This is a genomic window from Peribacillus sp. YIM B13477 (genome assembly GCF_042787955.1).
Classification (GTDB): domain Bacteria; phylum Bacillota; class Bacilli; order Bacillales; family DSM-1321; genus Peribacillus; species Peribacillus frigoritolerans.
Genome location: NZ_JBHZPD010000010.1, coordinates 82,970 through 97,997, shown reverse-complemented (window position 1 = coordinate 97,997; position 15,028 = coordinate 82,970). Strand labels below are relative to the sequence as shown.

The following is a 15,028-nucleotide window of genomic DNA, read 5'->3' as shown; positions in this document are numbered from 1 at the left end:
TTCTAATAGTTGCCCATATGATATTCAGTTTTGCTGAATTCCCCCGTTTTATGCGAGTGATGATTATTAATGCACAAGTATCTTGAAATAACCGAAATTCTACCCCTTCAAAAAAGCGGAAGTGACACTTATTTAGTGGCACGGGGCATACGTGTATAGAAAAATAATCTATATTTATTATTCCCAAGAAGCAATTCTTTACTTGGATTATATTTTGTGTGATAAATTGAGCATTTCAAGTAGAAAAAAAGAGGTGCAATCACAACTGAGGAAACTAGCAGGCACAACATATACCAACTGTAATATAAACGATTTCCACTTAGAGTTTTGTCCTGATGATGGACTTACGACTACCCTCTAAAGTACTTCATTTCCTTTACCAGGTGGAATGATACTTGCAGTGCAGTATAACACCAAAACGCATAGAAATATGATTATGGGATTCCCAATGGTCTATTTTAAAGCTTTGCAGGGAAAAGAGGTGCAATACAACTGAGGAAACTAACAGGCACACAGCATATACCAACTGAAATATTATGGTTTTTTATTTTAGGGTTTTGTTCAGTCCCAACACTTGGAATGAACCTGTATCCCTAAAGTACCTCATTACCTTAACAAAGAATGAATATAAGTTCAAATGATGCGGGACGGAATTCTTGCCTAAAAAGCCCATTTACGCCATCGATTCTAAAGGTTATGGAAGACACCAAAAACCTTGATATACCAACACTTCGGCTTCCTATAATCATAAACTCCCAACATCGGCCACAATTTTTTTTCAGTTTTTTTAATTCTAAAATCATCCAAAAATTGGGAAAGGTGATTTTCCGCTTAAAAATCACATGGCAAGATTGGGATTTCACACATCTTTTTTAATGGTTATGTTTTATGCAGCCATATAAGGAAATGTGTCATATATACAGAGAAAAACCTTGAAACAAACATTTCATTTCAAGGTTCATGGATATTATCGATACAAACTATTTAGCATCCCTATGTTCATCAAAATCAATTTGGCATTCCTCTAGCGGAGTTACTTTCGTTTTCTTTATGAATTTATAACCAAGCCACATCACCAGAAAGAATGGGATGCCAAGATAGGCAGCGAACACACTGGCCCAGTTAATGTCATCGCCAATAAAGGCTTGATAGTTTTGCGCCAATAATACGAAGAAACAAAGAGCAAAGGAAAATATCGGGCCGAAAGGAAACCATTTGGATTTATAGGGGAGATCGTCCAGTGAATACCCTTGAGCAATATAAGCTTTTCTAAAGCGGTAATGGCTTGCCGCTATACCGAGCCAAAATATAAATCCAGTGACTCCAACCGCATTCATAAGCCAAATATAAATGACTCCATCACCGAAAATGGAAGCAAAAAAGGCCAACATCCCTACAAGTGAAGTGACAACCAATCCCCAAATGGGAACGCCGCGTTTGTTAAGTTTGCCAAAAATGCGCGGTGCCAGCCCTTCTTTTGCCATGGAGTATAACATTCGGCTTGTCACGTAAAGACTCGAATTACCTGCGGATAATACGGCTGTCAAAATGATGGCATTCATCACGGAAGCAGCGAATGCCAGTCCCACTTTTTCAAACACCATCGTAAATGGGCTAACCATGATCGTGTGTCCCTGCAGACTGCCATTCGTATAAGGAACGATCAATCCGATAACCAATATGGCCAGGATATAAAAGAGGAAGATTCTCCAAAAAATGCTGCGAACTGCACGCGGTACATTTTTTGCCGGGTCTTCACTTTCACCGGCTGCAACACCGACAATTTCTGTACCTTGAAAAGAAAATCCAGCAGCAATGAAAATACCCAATGTTGCCAAAAAACCACCGGCAAACGGAGCGTCACCAACTGTGAAGTTTTTAAAACCAATCGCCTCTCCGTTCATGATCCCGAATATCATCAATATTCCGACAACTATGAAAATGATGATGGTCGCCACTTTGATGAGGGAGAACCAATACTCCCCTTCGCCATACCCTTTAACGGATACGTAATTCAATAAGAATATCAAAACTAAAAACAATGAACTCCATAAAAAAGACGAGCTGTCAGGAAACCAAAACTTCATAACCATCGTTGCGGCAGATAGTTCCGCAGCAAGAGTCATTGCCCAAGTGAACCAATAGTTCCAACCAAGTGCAAACCCTAATGCTGGGTCGATGAAACGCGAAGCATAGGTACTGAAAGCGCCGCTGACCGGCATAAATGACGCCAGTTCTCCAAGGCTTGTCATAATAAAATAAACCATTATGCCAATTACGGTGTAAGCGACCAAAGCACCGCCAGGCCCCGCAGAGTGAATGGCTGGCCCGCTTCCGAGAAACAACCCTGTTCCAATTGCACCGCCCAGCGAAATCATCGTAAGGTGGCGTGCTTTTAGCTTCCTTTGTAAAGTATTTGACGGCTGGTTTTTTTCATTTATGACAGGTGGTTGCAATTGCCGATTTTCCAAATTAGATTCCCCTCCAAAAATGCATGTTTAATCTAGCACGAATAGGTAAAGTCGATCATTCCATCAATAGTCATTTCCTGCATTTATTACTATTTCAAGGTCATTTTCTCTAATGCTTAGACCTTTTTTGGATTTCTGGGATCTTTGTAGCATTTACATAAAGGTGTTAGGCTTAAAGCCCAAGTCAAAGGGCTATAAGCCTAACGTTCATTCGGATATTCCGAGCTTCATATTATGTTGTAGGTAAACTCCTATGAATAAATGAATTCCAGTCAATTTGCAGTAACCAGCTTGCCGTTGCTTCAATATCCTTTGAAAAGATACGATCTTGTGTAATGCTTGGAATGAGCTTTCTTGATTCCGTATAAAACTCTTTTGTAAACGGGGCCATCTTCTCTATTCCACGGTATTCAACCGCTTGTAAGGCACAAATGAGCTCAATCGCCAAAACACGGCGAACGTTTTGGATGATTTGATGTGCGTGCCGGGAGCCAATCGTTCCCATGCTTACATGATCTTCCTGGTTCGCTGAAGATGGAATGGAATCAACACTTGCAGGATGTGCGAGTGTTTTATTCTCAGAGACTAGGGAAGCTGCACAATATTGCATGATCATCGCTCCCGACTGCAAGCCAGGTGAAGGGCTCAAGAATGGCGGTAAATCATTCAGCTGAGGATTGACGAGTCGCTCAATCCGGCGCTCTGAAATATTTGCAAGCTCTGCAACAGCGATTTTCATGAAGTCCATCGCAAATGCAATCGGCTGTCCATGGAAGTTCCCTCCTGAAATAACCTTTTCCCCATCGTCAAAAATAAGCGGATTATCCGTCGCTGCATTCATTTCAATTTCCAATTTTTCTTTTACATAATCAAGAGTTTGCCATGATGCCCCATGCACTTGCGGGATGCAGCGAAGGGAATAAGCATCCTGAACCCGCAGTTCTCCTTGCTTGGTGATGAGCTGGCTGCCGCTGATCATGCGGCTAATCCGTTCAGCGACCTCTGTTTGCTGGCGGTAACCGCGTGCTAGATGAACATCCGGATCAAAGGCATCTTCAATGCCGCGTAATCCCTCTAAAGTCAGTGAAGCAATCGCTTCAGTTTGATGGGCCAGCTGTTCGGCTTCAATGTAATTTACGAGGCCCATCCCCGTCATGGCCTGTGTTCCGTTAATTAATGCAAGACCTTCTTTTGCTTTAAGTGTCACTGGAAGAATGCCTTCTTTCGATAAAGCTGCGATGGCCTCCATTCGCTCTCCTTTATAAAACACTTCCCCTTCTCCCATCAATACTAGCGCCAAATGCGAAAGCGGCGCCAAGTCCCCGCTTGCCCCAAGAGAACCTTGCTGAGGGATGACCGGGTGGATATGAGCATTCAAAAGATCGATCAAACGTTCAATGACGATAGGACGGACGCCGGAGAACCCTTTTAATAGCGCGTTGGCACGGAGAAGGACCATAGCTCTCGAAACCACCTCTGGAAATGGTTCCCCGACTCCGCACGCATGGGAATGAATCAAATTCCACTGTAGCTGCTCAGCGTCCTCTGCATCAATCAAAACATCGCTGAACTTTCCAAAACCTGTTGTGATTCCATAGACGACTTTCTTTTGTTTCACGATATTTTCAACCGCTTCGCGGCTTTTTTCCACTTTCTTTACACTCTCGGCTGAAGCAGAGACAAATGCTTCTCCATACAATACTTTTTTCGCTTCTTCAATCGTTAAAGTTTGGCCCGTTAACATAATCATTTCCTGCACCCCTATTCTTTTTTTAAACACACAAAAGGAGGCCATATTGACAGACTTATCCAGTCTATCAATACAGCCCCCTATTTCACTAAATAACTATAGGCTTTTAATTATTTAAATGTGGTTAATTCCCAAACCGACGGCTTCATGTTCAAATCCCCGAACCGGTGCTCCAATCGTTCCATACACGGCGACAGCAATCCATTCACCTTCGGCCCCGTTTTTAAACGGCCTGCCCCGAACGATTGCAAACCGAAGGCCCGCAGTCCTCAAAAGACCGCCAAGCTCGACTTGGCCGCGTGTCACTCCTTGGAGTGCTTCGATGATCGCATGATACAGCGCATGCATTTCACGATACATATCGGGATTGACCAATCCAAGTCTTTTCGCAGATGTCTCAATGGCCGCAACTATTTTCTGCAGCTCCATTGAACCCACTTTACCTTTTCCATAAAGCCAATCCATCCGCTTAAGTTCATTCGTCAATATGACTTCTTCCTCTTCGTCCGCAAATGCGTACATGATTGCATGGCGCCCAATTCTTCTGTCGAATTCCTTTGTCATGCAGGTACCTCTTTTACAATTTTCTAAATACACTAATAACTAAATATTATTGTAAGCGGATACAGGCTGTTCGGTCAATATATTTTTTAAAATAGTTCTTTTAGGGGGATGATTCATCACTCCCGAAAGCAGTCGAACAACCATCATCTATATCCTTTCTAGATAACGACCATGTCTGCAAAAAAGCCGATCTTCACTAGTGTCCTTGAAAATGGGCTTTTTTCTGATTACATGTTTTTCACGAGTAAGTAGATAAAATACGGCGCGCCTATTTTCGAAAGGATAATCCCCACCGGAAATTCCATCGGTGCCAGATGGCTCTTCCTAATGTATTGGCAGATAACAGCAATAAGGAACCTAAGATTGGTTCGCATGTCTCACCCCCACTAACTACTGGCTATATGCGGGGCGATCAGCCTAAGAACGTAATGCCTCCGCCCACCGAAACGCATACACCTGCCAATGCGACTGAAATCAGCAATAAAAGCCTGCGTTCCTTTTCTATCTGTACACCAACTCCAATGGCAATCGGGTCACCCAAGCGCAAAACATCCAATACTTTGGATTTATAAATCGCTAAAGTAATCGATACGACCAACCACGGCAATAACGCCCATACAAAGGTCCAATTTGTCCCCCAGATCGTCCCGGATAACCAGATTAATGCCTTCATGAAATTGTTCGGTTCCATAGATTAGTGACAATTAAACATGCCGATCGCATCATCGTTGTACAAAATGGGGAAATCATCGAACAAGGTGCCCATGATGATTCGCTCCATCAAGACGGCGCATATAAAAACCTGATCCTTGCCCAAACTGTATGGAATAAAGCTTCCAGACATTCTGATGGAACAAGAAAAAAGGCCTCCCGACATTAATGGGAGGTCTTAAACTTTATGGAGATATCCGTTTATTCATTCGTTTCCAATGCTTCATAAATCGCAGTTATAACACTTCCATAGCTTCCTGTTTTGAAGAGGTCGCCAAAAAACTGATTGGAATTGGCTACTGGATTGACGAGCGGAGAGTGCTTTTTATTAGTAAGTAAAACGATCCCTAAATCCATTTCCGGATCAATGATCGTGACCGTCCCGGTCCATCCAGTATGACCATAGGCACTGTCGCTTGCAAGAGGACTGAACATCCACTCCATGCTAGCATCGCCATTCCGTCTCCACCCAAGACCATATGTAGGATTCATCTCGGAAGGTGCGACGAATTCATCGATTGTTTTTTGATCAAACAACGTATGTTTACCGTATCCCCCGCCATTCAGCATCACCTGCAGAAGGACGGCCATATCTTTCGTATTGGAGAAAAGGCCGGCATGCCCTGAAACGCCCCCCATCGAATAAAAGGCTTTTTCATCATGCACTTCCCCTTGAAGTGTATATGTGCGAATGTTAGGGAAATCTATCACGCCATCCCGGGTGTTGCCAAGCAATTCGGTTGCGGCAAAATCCTTTGGCTTAAAGCCCTTTCGCAGAGGATTGAACTTAGTATTTTTCAACCCAAGCGGCTTGTACAATTCATTTTCAACATAGACATCAAGCTGCTGACCCGTTATTTCTTCAACAATGGCACCAAGCAGCATATAATCGACATCACTGTAGACATTCTGTGTTCCAGGTACATATGTGAGCGGTGTCTTGGAAATGAACTCGATGGTTTTATCCCGCTCCTGGGAATAAAGTTCTTTCGAAACCTTTGGATTATGGTATTGCGGATCGGGTCTAAACCCTGCAGTATGATGCAGAACATCAATAACCCTCAGATTGTCCTTTCCTTTGATGACATCCTCCTCCGTGTCTTTGAATTCAGGAATGTATTGCTGCACTCTTGCCTGGATATCCAGCTTACCTTCGCTGACTAATTTCTGAATGGCAAAATTGGTTGCATACATCTTCGTGTTTGAAGCAAGGTCAAATAACGTGTCATTTTCCATTTTTCGGAACTTCTTAAGAGGTGTATGTTCATTAAACTTCTGTTTGTACCCATAGCTTTCATTTTTAACGATCTTTCCGTCCTTTATGACAATCAAGGCAGCACCGGGGAAACCGGCCGCCACTTCCATTTCAATGAGCTGATCCACTTTTTCCAGCTTTTCAGACGAAAATCCCGCTCCTTCCGGTTTATTTACTTTCTTTAATATTGGATACTGACTGGCAGTCTCCTTACTCACAGCGGCTTCATGATTTGAGTTTTCATTAGCAAAAGACACGGAAGGTGCTAATAAGGAAAGTGCAAGAATTGAACTCAGTGTGCAGCTTGTCCATATATTCATCATTTTCCACTCCTTTGAAATCACTTTAAAAAATAAAGAACAACTTAACTGAAAGATAATATTCTCATTCATTCCGTCCTTTTTTCACGAGGCTTTACAATTCGATAATATGTTCCGGGTTGTGATTTGGATCTTTTATTCCAAGTCGATTAATGCAGAAATTTCCCAAAAGCGGGTGATATTTACAAATAATTCTCAATTTTCAGTATATGTTATTTCGAACATCATTTCAATTTGATCTTGATATTTTTAAAATTATATTTCAAATCTTGAGCTTAAGTCATCCCCCGTTCAAAGAAGTAAAACCTATGTTCATTAAAGCTCACTACTATAATCAATGAGTCATTCGGATAAGTCCCAGACATCGATTTTACCTCTACCAGATTCAAAATCACTTTTCCCACAAGGCTAATGTGAAGTATGAATTGATGCTAAATTCGGCTAATGGCTTTTAAGTTCATTGCATAAGAAACACAGAAGATATTAATACTATTTGAGAAATAAAGGAATTCCAGCTGCTATCTGAGACAAGTATAGGGTGATGAAAATGTGGCAAACGATTGTTTCCTACCTACCAGAATGGCAGGTTTTTATACAGGCTTTCATTGTGTTTGTAATTCCGTATCTAATCAGCAAATTGTTTAAAGTGCTTCGCACCTCAAAGGATGAGTGATGATGATGAAAGAGTGGCTATCAAAGATTGGCAATAAAGGAAAAGGTACCGAAAAAGACAAACAAGCACCTGCCTCACAAGATACAACGTGTCCGTTTACAGATAATCTTCATTTTAATCTTGAATGTCTTAAGCAAGAAATCGGCCATAATTGGGATGTCCATTTTCGGGAATTTAATCTAGGGCGTACCGGTATACGCTCGGTTATCATTTTTGTGGATGGACTATCGGATAAAGATCTCATTGATAAGCATATTATGCCATCATTGATGGTTGATTTTTCAGCAGAATATAAACAGAACCTTCCCTACCTCAAAGGGAGCATTTCAAAAGAATTCATAAAAAATGAAGTGTTATCCATTAGTGAAATAGAAGCTGTTCGCTCCATTAAAGAATTAGCCTCTAAAGTACTAACAGGTTCTACCGCCCTTTTAATTGATGGGTCTTTGGATGCGTTGCTCCTTGGAACTGCCAAACATAAAACAAGGGCAATTGAAGAGCCGGTATCAGAGGCACTAGTCAGAGGTCCCCGTGTCGGTTTCACTGAATCATTGAGTGATAATACATCTTTTTTAAGGTGCAGTGGTGAAATCGAGAATTTATCGTTAGTAAAATTCCAAGTAGGAAAGCGTTCAAAAAAGGATTTGGTTGTCGCATACATAAAGGATATTGTTGATCCCGAATTAGTTCAAGAGGTGGAAAATCGAATTAAGAAAATTGATATTGATAGTGTCCCTGAATCAGGTTATGTAGAGCAGCTTATTGAAGATAATTACCTTAGTCCTTTTCCGCAGGTACAGAATACAGAGCGTCCTGATCGCGTGGTCGCTGCTTTGATGGAAGGGCGAGTGGCCATCTTGTTAGATGGGACCCCTTTCGCTTTGATCGTTCCTGTTACCTTAAGCATGATGTTACAATCACCGGAAGATTATTATGAAAGGTGGATTCCGGGAACATTCATCCGTATGCTTCGTTACCTCGCAGCTATTCTGGCCCTTTTTACACCGTCGTTGTATATAGCTTTCATCTCATTTCATTCAGGATTGATTCCGACCAAACTGGCCATCTCCATTATCGGAACCAAGTCCGGTGTTCCGTTTCCGGCACTTATCGAAGCATTATTCATGGAAATAGCCATCGAAATTTTGAGGGAAGCAGGACTGCGATTGCCTAAGCCAATCGGTCCAGCAATGGGAATTGTCGGCGGTTTAATCATTGGGGAAGCTGCTGTTCAGGCAGGGATCGTTAGTCCTGTTTTGGTGATTGTGGTAGCGTTAACCGCCATTTCATCATTTTCCATTCCGCACTATAGTATTGGGATTACATTACGGATGCTTCGTTTTCCCGCTATGATATGTGCTGCCACTTTTGGATTATACGGGGTCATTCTCTTTTTCCTTTTAATGACCAGCCATTTAGTGAAATTAAAAAGCTTTGGTGTGCCTTACTTGAGTCCAGCCGTTCCTTATCGCTTAAGTGAGTGGAAAGACCTGATGGTCCGCATGCCACTTATGATGATGAAACGCCGTCCAAAGATGTTGCATACAAAAAACCCCATACGTAAAGGATAACCTATCGGTGAAAGGGTGGTTATAGAATGATTATCAGTCCGAAAGACAAAATTACAACTCCTCAAGCAGCTGTCATTGTCATCAACTTCATACTCGGTACAGGATTGCTCACCCTACCCAGATCATCTACGGAGAAGGTACAAACACCAGATGTATGGATAAGCGTTATTTTAGGCGGAGTTATCACTATAACCGCGGGGCTGATCATGGTCAAATTAAGCCAACAGTTCCCCGAAAAGACCTTCTATCAATACATCGATGAAATTTTAGGAAAATGGCTGGGCGGGTTACTAAGTATAGTTGTAATCTGTTATTTTCTTATAACTTCCAGTTTTCAGCTCCGTGCAATGGCGGAAGTGATAAGGTATTTACTTCTGGAAGGTACGCCTACTTGGGCAATTATTATGATTTTCATGTGGGTAAGTCTTTATCTCATCATCGGCGGCATTAACCCGATCGCCCGTCTTTTTGAAATTATCTTACCTTTGACAGTTATCCTCTTTTTGGTCGTTACCTTCATGAGCTTTAAAATATTCGAGATCGATAATCTGCGTCCGGTATTAGGAGAAGGAATCGTCCCTGTATTAAAAGGAGTAAAAACAACAGCTCTCGCTTTTTCAGGGCCTGAAATCATGCTACTGCTTATTCCATTTATGAATTCACCCAAAAAAGCAGGAAAAGCCCTGCTTGTTGGAGTTTCCATTCCATTGATTTTTTACGTGATAACGGTCGTAATGGTTATCGGGGCATTATCTGTTGATGGAGTGGTCATGAGAACATGGCCAACACTTGATCTTATCCGAAGTTTTGAAGTCGCCGGGTTGATCTTTGAACGGTTTGAATCTTTATTGCTCGTAGTTTGGATCATGCAAATATTCGCCACATTTACGATCACATTTTTTGCAGCCGCTTTAGGACTAGCTCAAATTACGAAAAAAAGCATTCACCCATTCATGTTTGGCTTGCTTCCGATTCTCTACATCCTTGCCATGATTCCGAAAAATATCAATGACCTATTTAAGCAAGGAGATTTCGTCGGCAATATCGCCATGTTTTTATTTGGTTTACTCCCCCTTCTACTGCTTATCATCTCAAGAATAAAGGGAGGGAAAAAATATGAAACAATCACATAGCAATACACGCCCCCTCTTCATCTCCCTCTCCATTCTTTTGTTCTTATCCCTAACAGGATGCTGGAGCAGTCATGAAATTGAAGAGCAAAGTTTAGGTATAGGGTTGGCATTCGATAAAGCCAAGCAGTCCGCAATCGAGAAAAAGTTAAACGAACAAGGGGAGGGTTATTCAAAAAGGAACCTAATTACTGCAACCTATCAATTCATCACTCCACAAGTAGCGAGTTCGACAACGAATCAATCCGGACCACAAAAAAAATCTTATGTTAATGTTTCCGAAACTGGGGATTCCTTACACCAAATGGTTCGTGAAATATCATTGAGAAGTGAACAACCCGTAACCGCTCACCATATGAAAGTGGTTGTTATCAGCGAAGATCTTGCAAGATCGTATAAGTTGGGACAATTAATTGATCAAAACTTACGAGAAAGTGAGCTTAGACCAAGCTGTCTTGTTTTCATCAGTAAAGGGAGAGCAAGCAAGACACTGGAAACAAAAAAAGCAGGAGAAATTCCAGCATTCCGTCTGGCTGGCATTGTAGAAAATGCCTATCGAACAACGAGGATTTTACCCCCCATGTCACATATTAAAGTAGAAAGCAAGATTAAATCAGGATCTAGTTTCCTTATTCAAAAAGTTCTATCAGTGGATGGGCAAGTCAAGTTTGCCGGAGCTGCCGTAATTGCTGGAAAGACACACAAAATGACAGGTACTTTAAACGAAGAGGAACTGGAGGGCGTAACATGGATAACAGGTAAGGGGAAAGGCGGTGTAGTGAAAAGCTTTGATAAAGAAACCGGTCAGCCGATTGTATATGAAATAGAGTCCATGAAAAGCAGTATCGTACCTCGAGTTAAAGGAGGCAGCATCTCTTTTGATGTAAACATTGAGTCAGTGGGTAGACTGTCTGAAAACTGGGTAGTTTCAGGGGATTCTTTTAATAATGAATTTCTTAAAAAGGCAGAAAAATTATCTGAAAAAGAAGTGAAGCGGTTGGTGGGGAATGTATTGAAAAAAATGCAAAAAGAATATAAAGCGGACGTCGCTGGTTTTGGAAATCGATTGAGAATTGAGCACCCCAAAGTATGGAAGAAGGTTAAAAAGGATTGGGACCAAACATTTAGTGAAACTCCAATAAACTACGATGTAAAATTAACGATTAATGATTATGGGGCTTCAGGAGGAGCAAAGAGGTAAAACCTGAGGATAACACCAAGAGTATCTAGGATAAATGTTGAAAATGAAAACTTCTTCATTGCAAGCACCACGGGAAGCTATTAAACGGCGACCATGGAAGTACAATATCGATGAGCATGAAAAGACCTCCCACAGTAAACTGTGGGATGCCTTTTGATTTTCCAAGAGAGAGATCAGCTTAATTCTACTTTAGTAATTTCACTTAAATAATCCCCACTTATAATCGAGCCTTCATCTGCCACAACATATTCGATGACAGTCGGGCTTATGGTCCGAATATAAACAAAAGCTGAATCATCCACATGCTCAATCCGAAGCTTTTTCCTCTGTGCCTGCTTAATATCAAGCTGGTTGGTACTAGCTTCCGGCAGGCTTGTGTAATAAATCTCAAAATCTTCTTCTGACGCATCAATGAAAAGATGCCATATGTTATACTCTTCTTCTTGATCAATCATTGTTTTTAATTTCCCTTTTCTCCCGATGCCAAGAAAATACTTGAACTTTGATTCCCCATTCACCATATCGCGGTCAATAACTTTTATACTTCCGCCTTTTCTGCTTTGTACAAGCCCAAAGGCAACGCCTGTTTTTCCTGTAGGGGCTGTTATTATATCCCGGTTAACCACTCTGTTTCTCTCTTCTTGCTTTAAATAAGCGCCTTCTGTCCCCAGTGGCGGGAGAATCTCAAAAAGGTCACTAGACACTTCTCCCCAGTTTTGAGTGTTCTGCACTTCCCTTTCAATCCATTTATTAAATAGACTCATGACAACCGGGGATTTACTTGAATTACCCGCAAGCAGTATATTCACTTTATTAATTTTACTATGTTCTGACCGGGCAAAAGCGCGCCGTAGAGACTCAAAGAAATTTTTGATGCCTTTGTCGATTCTTTCCTCAATCAACTGTTCCATTTCATCTTGATCGATCAATAGTTCCACATTGAGTTTTGCGCGGCCGGCTTTGTCAAATAAATCTGCCCGGATCATGCCTTTTCCAAACTGTTCTTCATACCGTTCATGTCTTTCCCAAAGCGGCCTTAATTTTTCCACCAATTGTTTCGTATTTAAATAGGATTCTTGTGACTCATTAATCAATGTTTCACTTCCGGGAAATTTCACACATTCCGCTGGGAGGGTAAAAGGAATGTTTAGCTCACGCATTGTTCTTTGGTTGTTTTTAAACACTTGGAACGCCAAAAGCTCCAGCATGTTCTCACCGCCTAAATACCGGTCCCCGCCCGCTGCAAAATGCTCAATGACATAATCGTATCTGCTTTCTTTCAAGCCCGCTTCACGCCAAATCCCAAAATCAAAATCTGTCGTTCCTCCACCAAAGTCAAACACACCGTAGTACGTTTTTTCACCCTCTTCCGGTTCAAATCCGTATTCCTGTAACGCACAAACGGCATAGGCAGCAGGTTCACTCGCCCCAGCGGTGACACGAAACTTTTTCATTAATTCTTCATCCTGCTGAATCGGCATAGGAAGTGTCTTTTTTAAACCACGTTCAAAACACGTTAGAATTTTTTCCCTTACCTCTTTTTCATACGTCACCGGGAAAGATAAGGTGTAATCGAGGTAAATTCCATTGTTCTGGTTATTGATATACAAACCGAGGTAATAGGCGTACAACTCGATTGGGTTGATTTCCTGATCGGTTAAGTCCAAAAAGGAACGCAGTACAACGGCATATCCCCTCTTGTCTTTTAATCGGAGTTCGTTATTCTTTTTTCCAGCCCACTGCTTTAGATTATTCAATATGGAATAATAATGGTCACTCTTTCCATTCATCAAGTTGTTAAGTGCATTGTGGGAAACCGTCACATCCTGCCACCTTGTATCCGGTCTTCCTTCTTTTTCTTGATATAGCTCCAGGAAATGTTCTAAATCAATAAATTCAATCACGGTTGGATTTTCATAATGCCAGTCTTGTACTTCCGTGTTTAGGTAGCCAACCCCAATACGCATGGGAAGAGTAACATCACTTTCTTCTTGATGAACGACAACTGTACTTTTCGTTCCAAAATCAATGCCGACTATGCCGTCCTCCCTAATATCCATTTTAGGGTTTCTGGCCATTATTTCTTCGTTCAGCTTTATCGTTAAAGGTTTTTCATCAGCGGTGACAGGCCATAAATCCCAATGTCCCCGGTTTGGATCTGTTAGCATCTTTTCATCATATGTATCAATATCAGCCCTTACTTTTTCAGAGTTTAAAAGCTTCTCATAAAACGTGTTGGAATCGATAGCGATCGATGGCAATTCTTTAAGAAAACTTTCATGATCTAATTCCTTTAATTGATACAATTCCAGCAAATAGTCATACTCCTTCTGGCGTTTTGCGCTTAATCCGCTTGGAACTAACCGGTTTTCCAGCCAAAGATGGAGAGCCTTTCGGTCATTGATTTCAAAAGCATTTTCCCCATTTAAACGGAAGACGGGAACGAAAAATCCTTTTCCCAGCAAATTGTTTTTTTGATTTACTACATCGTAGCTTTGAATGTCGTACCCGTTGGATTTAAACGCTATCGATTTAGAAGAGTTTGCCGTTTGATTGGCAAATATCCTTGAAATGGAAGGATTTTTATTCGCGGAATAATCGTCTAAAGTTAATATTCTCTTATATACAGGGTGATCGGTTGTATTGAAACTCTTCGCAGCCTCTTCCCTCGTCATGGCATCACCTTTAAAACCGGAAACGTCCAGATGCTTTTTGTAGTCAAAATCCTCGTCCATTAATTCATAGTATTTTCTATAAGGAAATACCGCTGCGATGTTGTGATCATATATAATATTCCCATTATTCATGTAAACCCATCTGGAATGGAGCATCTTTTTAATGTCTTGAAAGAAGCTCGCTTCATCCTTGAAGAATGTTTCTTCTGCACTCTGATATAAATGGCTGATCAACGATCTCACTTCTTTATAATTCATTGAAATGGCAGAGACCGGAACGGTTTGGGAATCCGTTGAGAATAGAACCTGCTCTTCGTTCTTATTCATTAAGTATATGGAACTGTCTATGTTATTTTTTTCAGCTAAGCTTGTTACGTTCTCAATCGACTCTTTATCTTCCTTCGTTTCTTGTTTTTCAACTTCTTTTAATAATTCTTCAGAAATTGCATCACCAGAATCCAAATAACATATCAGGTCACCAATCTTGACTATAGTGTCCTCCGCTACGTTCAATTCTTTAAGGGTACCTTCTTTTTCTGAAAAGAGGTCAAATTCGATGCCCTCACAGCTGAATTTGGCTAAGCTTTCGCCCACCGTAATATAATCGCCTGGCTGTTTATACCATTGCACAAGAAGGATTTTTTCAATGCCTTCTTCAATCTCTGGGATAATAATCGATGTCATTGTATTTCTCCTTTACTATCATT

11 protein-coding genes are annotated in these 15,028 nt (G+C 41.2%); 4 read left to right on the top strand and 7 right to left on the bottom strand.

Annotated elements, in window-relative coordinates:
* Positions 1 to 980 precede the first annotated feature (980 nt).
* The 5 genes from ACFX4H_RS23055 to ACFX4H_RS23035 form a co-directional block, all read right to left on the bottom strand.
* A complete protein-coding gene (locus ACFX4H_RS23055) occupies positions 981 to 2,378 on the bottom strand; it encodes an amino acid permease (protein WP_328137438.1) in 1,398 nt (465 codons plus the stop codon).
* 325 nt (positions 2,379 to 2,703) lie between these two features.
* A complete protein-coding gene (hutH, locus tag ACFX4H_RS23050) occupies positions 2,704 to 4,221 on the bottom strand; it encodes a histidine ammonia-lyase (protein WP_377436331.1) in 1,518 nt (505 codons plus the stop codon).
* Between the two features lie 114 nt (positions 4,222 to 4,335).
* A complete protein-coding gene (gene hutP / locus ACFX4H_RS23045) occupies positions 4,336 to 4,785 on the bottom strand; it encodes a histidine utilization transcription antiterminator HutP (RefSeq protein ID WP_054398152.1) in 450 nt (149 codons plus the stop codon).
* 227 nt (positions 4,786 to 5,012) lie between these two features.
* Positions 5,013 to 5,090: a hypothetical protein gene (locus ACFX4H_RS23040; RefSeq protein WP_283867875.1), complete on the bottom strand. Its 78-nt coding sequence runs from the start codon at positions 5,088 to 5,090 to the stop codon at positions 5,013 to 5,015.
* A 107-nt stretch (positions 5,091 to 5,197) separates the two neighbouring features.
* Positions 5,198 to 5,458 carry an iron chelate uptake ABC transporter family permease subunit gene (locus tag ACFX4H_RS23035; protein ID WP_283866985.1) on the bottom strand — a complete coding sequence of 87 codons (261 nt, stop codon included), beginning with the start codon at positions 5,456 to 5,458 and terminating at the stop codon, positions 5,198 to 5,200.
* 24 nt (positions 5,459 to 5,482) lie between these two features.
* Between ACFX4H_RS23035 and ACFX4H_RS23030 the strand changes: the two genes are divergently transcribed.
* Positions 5,483 to 5,665 carry a hypothetical protein gene (locus ACFX4H_RS23030; protein WP_377436330.1) on the top strand — a complete coding sequence of 61 codons (183 nt, stop codon included), beginning with the start codon at positions 5,483 to 5,485 and terminating at the stop codon, positions 5,663 to 5,665.
* A gap of 32 nt (positions 5,666 to 5,697) precedes the next feature.
* On the opposite strand, the gene pbp4b is transcribed toward ACFX4H_RS23030, so the two are convergent.
* Complete coding sequence (pbp4b, locus tag ACFX4H_RS23025) at positions 5,698 to 7,071, bottom strand: penicillin binding protein PBP4B (protein ID WP_377436340.1); 1,374 nt, start codon at positions 7,069 to 7,071, stop codon at positions 5,698 to 5,700.
* A gap of 672 nt (positions 7,072 to 7,743) precedes the next feature.
* Here pbp4b and ACFX4H_RS23020 point away from each other — a divergent pair.
* From ACFX4H_RS23020 to ACFX4H_RS23010, 3 genes are read left to right on the top strand one after another with little or no spacing between them, the layout of a single operon-like run.
* Complete coding sequence (locus ACFX4H_RS23020) at positions 7,744 to 9,315, top strand: spore germination protein (protein WP_283866983.1); 1,572 nt, start codon at positions 7,744 to 7,746, stop codon at positions 9,313 to 9,315.
* A gap of 26 nt (positions 9,316 to 9,341) precedes the next feature.
* On the top strand, positions 9,342 to 10,448 hold the full coding sequence (locus tag ACFX4H_RS23015) for a spore germination protein (RefSeq protein WP_241637655.1): 1,107 nt from the start codon (positions 9,342 to 9,344) through the stop codon (positions 10,446 to 10,448).
* Positions 10,432 to 11,646, top strand: a complete 1,215-nt coding sequence (locus ACFX4H_RS23010; RefSeq protein ID WP_328137424.1) for a Ger(x)C family spore germination protein — start codon at positions 10,432 to 10,434, stop codon at positions 11,644 to 11,646. Before ACFX4H_RS23015 ends, ACFX4H_RS23010 begins: the two co-directional genes overlap by 17 nt.
* 173 nt (positions 11,647 to 11,819) lie before the next feature.
* Here ACFX4H_RS23010 and ACFX4H_RS23005 read toward each other — a convergent pair whose 3' ends face one another.
* On the bottom strand, positions 11,820 to 15,005 hold the full coding sequence (locus ACFX4H_RS23005) for a biotin/lipoyl-containing protein (RefSeq protein WP_377436329.1): 3,186 nt from the start codon (positions 15,003 to 15,005) through the stop codon (positions 11,820 to 11,822).
* Between the last annotated feature and the right edge of the window lie 23 nt (positions 15,006 to 15,028).

Coding starts and splice junctions, on each gene's coding strand:
- ACFX4H_RS23040 (WP_283867875.1), bottom strand. CDS start 5,090: ATGGAATTTCCGGTGGGGATTATCCTTTCGAAAATAGGCGCGCCGTAT.
- hutH (WP_377436331.1), bottom strand. CDS start 4,221: ATGATTATGTTAACGGGCCAAACTTTAACGATTGAAGAAGCGAAAAAA.
- ACFX4H_RS23020 (WP_283866983.1), top strand. CDS start 7,744: ATGATGATGAAAGAGTGGCTATCAAAGATTGGCAATAAAGGAAAAGGT.
- hutP (WP_054398152.1), bottom strand. CDS start 4,785: ATGACAAAGGAATTCGACAGAAGAATTGGGCGCCATGCAATCATGTAC.
- ACFX4H_RS23010 (WP_328137424.1), top strand. CDS start 10,432: ATGAAACAATCACATAGCAATACACGCCCCCTCTTCATCTCCCTCTCC.
- pbp4b (WP_377436340.1), bottom strand. CDS start 7,071: ATGAATATATGGACAAGCTGCACACTGAGTTCAATTCTTGCACTTTCC.
- ACFX4H_RS23035 (WP_283866985.1), bottom strand. CDS start 5,458: ATGAAGGCATTAATCTGGTTATCCGGGACGATCTGGGGGACAAATTGG.
- ACFX4H_RS23055 (WP_328137438.1), bottom strand. CDS start 2,378: ATGATTTCGCTGGGCGGTGCAATTGGAACAGGGTTGTTTCTCGGAAGC.
- ACFX4H_RS23005 (WP_377436329.1), bottom strand. CDS start 15,005: ATGACATCGATTATTATCCCAGAGATTGAAGAAGGCATTGAAAAAATC.
- ACFX4H_RS23015 (WP_241637655.1), top strand. CDS start 9,342: ATGATTATCAGTCCGAAAGACAAAATTACAACTCCTCAAGCAGCTGTC.